We start from the raw sequence: 6802 nt of genomic DNA, 5'->3' as shown, positions 1-6802 counted from the left end.
CGGGGCGGGGCGGGGCGGGGCGGGGCGGGGCGGCGAAAGACTACGCGGCCGCCGGCCCGCCCGTCCAGCGGTCGCTCAGGACCCGCCGGTGGTCAGTGAGACCCGCGGCCCGCCCGGCGGGCGCCCGGTGCGGACGCGCCGCATGCCCGTCCGCTCAGCCCGGGTCGAGGGCGCGGAGGGCGGCTGCCCGCAGCAGGGCCGCGGTCTCGTCGGCGCTGACCTCTTGGCCGAGGGACAGGTACGGGGTCGAGTTCATGAGGCCGAAGGCGCCGTGGGCGAGGACGCGGGCCTGTTCGGGCTTGAGGCCGTCGCGGAGGCGGCACAGGACCCCGACCCACTCCTCGACGTACACGCGCTGGAGCTTGCGGACCTCGCGGCGCGGCTCCTCCGGGAGCCGGTCGAGCTCGTGCAGGTGGAGGATGACGATCTCGGGCGAGTCGATGACGACCTCGAGATGGAAGTCCACGAGCGCTTCGAGCGCCGCCTGGGGGTCCTCGGAATGGACCGACGCCCAGTGGCGGCCGCCGGCGAGGAGGCGTTCGGAGACGGGGATGAGGGCGTCGGCGAGCATCTGCTCCTTGCCGCCCTTGAAGTGGTGGTAGAGCGCCGGGCCCGTGATGGAGGCGGCCGCGCCGATGTCGTCCATCGACACGCCGTGGTAGCCGTGCTTGGCCAGCAGCTTGACGGCGACGTCGAGGATCTCGCGGCGGCGCTTCGACCCGCCGCGTACGTCTGCTGTTTGCTTCTCCACCCAGATGAGGTTACTCGGGCGTACCCGTGCGAGCAGGGAGCAAAAGCCCACTTTCACATGGCGGAACACCCGCCCGGACACGACCCGGCCTCGCCTTCGACACACCCCGGGCGGTTCCCTTCCCGCACACGCGATCCGGCCGCATCTCGTGCACGGGATGCGGCCGGATCGTCTGAAGCGCCCTGCCTTCGGAGGCCCCGGTCCCGGGAATCCGGACCTTCCGGGCCCCGGATCCTCCGAAGCACCGGTCCTCCGAAGAGCAGTCGAGCAGCGCGTTCGAGTGCGGGCCGGGAGACCGGACACATGGACTCCCGGCGGGTGACGTTAGCGGGTGGTCGGGTCGATGCGGCCCTGGGTGCCCTCGCCCCTCCCGCGCCTCGCACCCCGCTCGCCCATCCCGGCCTCACCGGTGGTGGGCGCCGCAGGCGAGGACGCCGGCGTGCCGGTCGGCGGCATCGGCTCCCGCACCTGCGTGTTGGTCTCGGCACCGTACCGCTCCGAGGCGTACGTGCGGGACATCGACTTGGTCGCGTCGGTCGATTGCGACTGCTGCTTCTCCTTCATCTTGCCCGCCTCGGACTCGGCGGTGTTGAGCATCTTCTCCCAGCGCTGGCGCATCGGAGTGATGAGCCCGCCGCCGACGCCGACGATGGTCACGCCCGCGACGATCGCGAGCACGGTCCACATGATCGGCGTGGTCACCGTGGTGGCGATGCCGACCTGACCGAACGCGGCGACCGCGCCGAAGAACACGATCGCGACCTGGCAGATCCGGGCCACGGTCTTCCCGTACGAGGTGTCCGAGAGCATGCCGTTGACGAGCGAGTACACCGCGTTCGCGATCGCGAACGCGACCACGACGATGACGAGCGCGACGAACAGCAGCGGCAGCCATGCGACGAGCTGGTTGAGCAGCGTCGACACGGGGTTGTTCCCGAAGGCGCCGAACGCGAGCTGCAGCGTGAACAGCAGCAGCATGTAGTAGACGACCTTGCCGAGCAGGTCGCTCAGTTCAAACTTGCCGGTGAAGCGGCGCAGCCCGGACCGTTCGCCGACCCGGTCGAGGCCGACCTTGTGGAGTAGTTTCCCGATCAGGCGGCCGATCACCTTGGCGACGATCCAACCGATGATGAGAATGGCGAGGAAGGCCAGCGCACGCGGCACGAACGCTACGACGCTGTCCATCATGTTCTGGAAGCTCTGCGTGAAGTTCATGCCTCGACGGTAAGCCCGATAGCACCCGTATTCAGGCGATTCGCTTGATTGACGCCTGAGATCGCGTGGACGGGCGTGACAACAGGGCTACGTGGGCCAGGTGCGCCAGTGCATCCACGACTTCGAAGGGGTCGGACCGCGCTGTCCCTGGTAGCGCGAGAGGTTCGCGCCCTGCCCGTACGGGTTCTCGGCGGGGCTGGAGAGCCCGAAGAGGCACAGTTGTCCGATTTTCATGCCGGGCCAGAGGGTGATCGGCAGGTTCGCGACGTTCGAGAGTTCGAGCGTGACGTGCCCGGAGAAGCCGGGGTCGATGAACCCGGCGGTGGAGTGGGTGAGCAGGCCGAGCCGGCCGAGGCTGGACTTGCCTTCGAGGCGGGCGGCGAGGTCGGCGGGGAGGGTGACGACCTCGAGCGTGGAGGCGAGGACGAACTCGCCGGGGTGGAGGACGAACGGCTCGTCGCCGGCGACCTCGACGGGCGAGGTGAGGTCGTCCTGCTGCTCGGAGGGGTCGATGTGGGTGTACTTCTGGTTGTTGAAGACCCGGAAGCGGCGGTCGAGGCGCACATCGATGCTGGAGGGCTGCACGAGCACCTCGTCGAACGGGTCGAGGCCGAGGCGCCCCGACTTGACGGCGTCGAGGATGTCGCGATCGCTAAGCAGCATGCGCCCAGGTTATCCAGCGTCCGGCGCGCTGGTCAGCCAGCCCCGCCGGGGATGGCGTACCCGACCGTGCCGAGCTCGTGGAACTCCCAGCCGTCGGGGACGAGGTCGGCGCACTGGTCGAGGTCTTCGGCGCAGACGATCGCGTCGACCGAGGCGGGGTCGGGCGGGTCCTCGCCGGGGACGACGGAGGCGAGGGCGACGAGTTCGGCGTCCGGCAGGAGGATCCACCACGGGTACTCCCAGGAGTCGTTGCCCTGGACGATGCCGACGGTCTCGGGGTCGGTGGCGGCGACGGCCTCGGCGGCGGTCTCGTACTGGGGGAGCCATTCGAGGCGGCGCACGAACCGCTCCTCCATGTCGGTGAGGGTGAAGACCGACCAGGCGCCGGTGAGGCGCCGCGGGTAGCCGTACGCGACGGTGAGGAGCCCGGCGACGGAGGCGAGGACGGCGAACGCCGAGATGACGCCGACGGCGGCGCGGCGGCGCCGCTTGTCGGCGGCGGAGCGGGCGATGCCTTTGACGAGGGCGGCGGCGAGGAGCCCGGCGGCGGGGGCGCCGAGGACGACGAGGAAGACGACGAGCCGGTTGATCCACGGCTGCCAGGAGACGGTGCAGGCGACGGCGATGAACGCGACGGCGAGCGCGGCGGCGTAGGCGCGGCGCAGCCGCGGGCCCTTGGCGGCGAACCAGGCGAGGCCGGCGAGGGAGGCGAGGCCGGTGAGCGGGTACGCGGCGCGGTCCTCGTCGGGGTACCAGGCGGGGACGGGGAACTCGCTGGTGCCGAAGGTGATCCTCGGGTCGTTGACGTCGACGCCGAGGAGGTTCGCGAGGCCGCCGATGGCGGCGGCGGTCGCGTCGGAGAGGAAGAAGACCGGGGTGTCGAGGCCGGTGTGGGCGATGCGGAGCGCGTTGACCAGGAGCAGGCGCGGGTCGGCGGTCTGGACGCCGATGGATTCGCGCAGCACGGGCGGGCCGAGGGGGTTGCCGAAGGCGTCGTGCATGCGGGCGAGGAACGGCCCGGCGACGGCGAGCATGAGGGCGATGACCGCGAGCGATGCGAGGACGGTCTTGCCGCGGGAGGCCCAGGCGCGGGAGGCGTCGGGGCGCGAGCAGCGGGAGGGGCTGCGCCCGCACAGGCACGGGCGGCGGCGGTTCCCGTCGCGGGCGAGCCGCCCGATGCCCCAGATGAGGAGGAGGGGCGCGGCGGCGAGGAGCCCGGTGGTCTTGGTGATGGCGATGAGGCCGAGCGCGAGCCCGAGGTAGAGCGCGTCGGAGCCGGGCGCGGCGGCGCGGAGCGCGCGCTGCTCGCCCGGGCGGGTGAATTCGTCGAGGACGAGGGTGGCGAGCGCGGCGACCCAGGCGGCGTTGACGAGGTCGACCTGGGTGCTGGTGGCCTGGAGGAGGATCTCGGGGGTGGTGGCGAGGACGAAGACGGTGGCGAGCTGGGCGGTGGGGCCGCCGCCGAGCTGCGCGGTGATCCGGGAGGCGGCGAGGGCGGCGCCGATGGCGGCGAAGTACTGGAGGAGGTTGTAGGCGCCGTCGTACGGACCGCCGCCGACGGAGAGGAGGCGCAGGTGCGTGAGGAGGTATTCGGCGCCGGGGCCGATGTCGACCTGGCGGTGGATCTCGGTGGCGTAGACGGCGACGGAGGCGTTCTGGACCCAGTGCTCGATGCGCGGCAGGTGGTAGGTCTGGGAGTCGAAGTTGTTGGGGGACGAGGCGATCGCGAGGACGGCGGCGCTGACGGCGAGGATCGCGATGACGCACCCGAGGACCCACTGCCAGGCGGGGGCCGCGGCGGCGGCGCGCTTGGTGCGGCGCCAGGTGCGGCGGGTGGCGCCGCGGCGGGACCGCAGTTCTCGGCGGAGGACGTCGAGGGACTGGCCGCGTTCGGGGTCGACGTCCTTCAGGCAGCGGACGACGACCGCGGCCGCGACGGCGGCGGTCGCGCCGATCCAGGCGGCGAGGACGGTGCCGGTGGTGAGCGCTTCGAACGCGGAGGCGGCTTCGACGACGGCGATCGCGAAGGTGCCCAGGAGGAGCGCGGCCCGCACGACCGCGAGGCGGGCCGGCGCGAGGACGGCCCCGTCGCGGGGTCGGAGCGCGTAGGCGAGCGCCGGAAGCAGGGCGAGGAGCCACAGGACGAGCAGCACCGCTTCATTCAACACGACCCGGTTCCGCGGGTGTCGCCCTGGCGGGCTCGCGTTATGGTTGTGCAATCGTGTTCGGAAGCGAGGAGCAGCGCCATGCTGTTGTCAGTACTCGTCCCGGTATTCAATGAGGAACGCCTCGCCGCTGGGACTCTGAAAGAGCTGCTCGCGGTGGACTTCCCCGGCGAGACCGAGATCGTCGTCGTCGACGACGGCTCGCGGGACCGCTCCTGGGAGGTCCTTCAATCCTTTGAGGACAATGCGCGGGTGCGGCTGATCCGCCACGACCGCAACCGGGGCAAGAGCGCGGCCATCCGCACCGCGGCGCAGGCCGCGACCGGCGACAACATCGTGGTGTTCGACGCTGACGGCGAGTACGACGCCGCCGACCTGCCGCGCCTCCTCGCGCCGGTCCTGGACGGCAAGGCCGACGTCGTGTACGGCTCGCGGTCCTTCGGCTCCCACTCGGCGTTCTCGTTCTGGTACGTCATGGGCAACAAGGGGATCACCCTCGCCGCCAACATCCTCTTCAATTCGTACATTTCGGACTTGGAGACCTGCTACAAGCTCTTGCCGCGCCAGCTCTACCTCGACCTGAACATCCGCTCCGGCGGATTCGGGATGGAGGCCGAACTGACGGCGAAACTCCTCAAACGCGGCATCCGCCCGTATGAGGTCCCGATCTCGTACACCGCGCGCAGCCGCGAAGAGGGCAAGAAGATCACCTGGACCGACGGCGTCCAGGCCCTGTGGCTCCTCGGCCGCGAACGCGTCCGCCGCGGCAAGCCGCGCCCCCGCATCACCCGCGGCTGAACCGGACGACCCGCCCGCGCGGGACCGCCCCGGCGACGCATTCAGGGCGCGGCGCCTGCGGCATACTCGCCTCCTCGAGGAATTCAGACCGAACGAATCGGATCGGACGCGTCGTGTCGGCCCAGGCGCAGTGTCGTTGAATCAGGGTCTGCGAGGTCGCTTTCCTCCAAGAACCTGGTCAAGTGACTCACGCGAGCAACCAAGTCGAGCAACCTGGTCGAGCCCTCGACTTGTCGGGGGATCGGTGTTCGATCAGGCGGCGACGACGGGGTGAGTGCGTGGCTGCGGGTGCGCTCCGGAGGCCGGGTCGCGATCCGCGCCAGGTCCGGAAGAGCACCGATGGCGGGTTGCGTCGCCGGTGTCGAAGGCGGGTTGCCGCGGCCGGGTTCGCTTCGTCCGGCGTCGAACCCCATCACGTGCGTGCGAACCGGAGCCGGTCCCGCCCCCGAAATCGCCGGGATCCGTGTTCAACCCGGCAGCGACGAGAGGTTGTAGCGGTACGGGTCGTGCCTCCGTGGCGGTGTCTGGTCGTGGCCGGTGTTCGATCAGGCGGCGACGACCGGTGAGTACGTGCCCGAGGTGCGCGCCGGGTCTCGGGTCGCGATGCGGGCAAGGTCCGCAAGGCACCGATGACGGGTTGAGCCGCACGAGTCGAAGGTGTGCCGCCGCGGCCGGGTTCGCTCCGCCCGGTGTCCAACCGCAGCAACGGCCTGCGAACCGGAGCGCGGTCGCGCCCTGGTCGCGTCGGGCCGGTGTTCGATCGGGCGGCGACGACCGGTGGGTGTGCGGTCGCGGGTGCGCTCCGGGGGCCGGGTCGCGATGCGCACCAGGTCCTGAAAGCGCCGGCGGCGGTTGGCGTCGCTGGTGTCGACGGCGTGTTGCCGTGTCCGGTCCGCTCCGCCCGATGTCCAACCCCATCAATGGCCTGCGAACCGGAGCCGGGTCGCGCTCTGCTCTGGTCGGGGCCGGTGTTCGATCGGGCAGCGACGACCGGGTGAGTGGGCGGGTGCGGGTGCGCTCCGGGGGCCGGGTCGCGATCCGTGCCAGGTCCGGACGGCACCGACGGCGAGTTGAGCCGCACGAGTCGAAGGCGTGTCGCCGTGGCCGGGTCCGCTGCGCCCGGTGTCCAACCGCAGCAACGGCCTGCGAACCGGAGCGCGGTCACGCTCCGGTCTGGTCGTGGCCGGTGTTCGATCAGGCAGCGACGAAC

At 71.2% G+C, this 6802-nt stretch carries 5 protein-coding genes; 1 reads left to right on the top strand and 4 read right to left on the bottom strand.

Features of this window, described 5'->3' with window-relative positions; all coding sequences use genetic code 11:
* Positions 1-154: 154 nt before the first annotated feature.
* The 4 genes from GFD30_RS25995 to GFD30_RS25980 all read right to left on the bottom strand — a co-directional run bounded on the left by GFD30_RS25995 (position 155) and on the right by GFD30_RS25980 (position 4797).
* Positions 155-751, bottom strand: a complete 597-nt coding sequence (locus GFD30_RS25995) for a TetR/AcrR family transcriptional regulator (protein ID WP_322633630.1) — start codon at positions 749-751, stop codon at positions 155-157.
* A gap of 324 nt (positions 752-1075) precedes the next feature.
* On the bottom strand, positions 1076-1966 hold the full coding sequence (locus tag GFD30_RS25990) for a mechanosensitive ion channel family protein (protein ID WP_153028051.1): 891 nt from the start codon (positions 1964-1966) through the stop codon (positions 1076-1078).
* Positions 1967-2053: 87 nt separating this feature from the next.
* Positions 2054-2629 carry a dCTP deaminase gene (gene dcd, locus GFD30_RS25985; RefSeq protein WP_153028050.1) on the bottom strand — a complete coding sequence of 192 codons (576 nt, stop codon included), beginning with the start codon at positions 2627-2629 and terminating at the stop codon, positions 2054-2056.
* A gap of 32 nt (positions 2630-2661) precedes the next feature.
* Positions 2662-4797 (bottom strand): hypothetical protein, encoded by a 2136-nt coding sequence (locus GFD30_RS25980; RefSeq protein WP_153028049.1) that lies wholly within the window; start codon positions 4795-4797, stop codon positions 2662-2664.
* A gap of 78 nt (positions 4798-4875) precedes the next feature.
* Between GFD30_RS25980 and GFD30_RS25975 the strand changes: the two genes are divergently transcribed.
* Complete coding sequence (locus tag GFD30_RS25975; RefSeq protein ID WP_153028048.1) at positions 4876-5592, top strand: glycosyltransferase family 2 protein; 717 nt, start codon at positions 4876-4878, stop codon at positions 5590-5592.
* The last annotated feature ends 1210 nt before the right edge of the window (positions 5593-6802 follow it).

Origin of the sequence: Glycomyces albidus, assembly GCF_009451885.1 — a bacterium.
Classification (GTDB): domain Bacteria; phylum Actinomycetota; class Actinomycetes; order Mycobacteriales; family Micromonosporaceae; genus Glycomyces; species Glycomyces albidus.
This window is presented reverse-complemented; position numbering and strand designations above follow the sequence as displayed.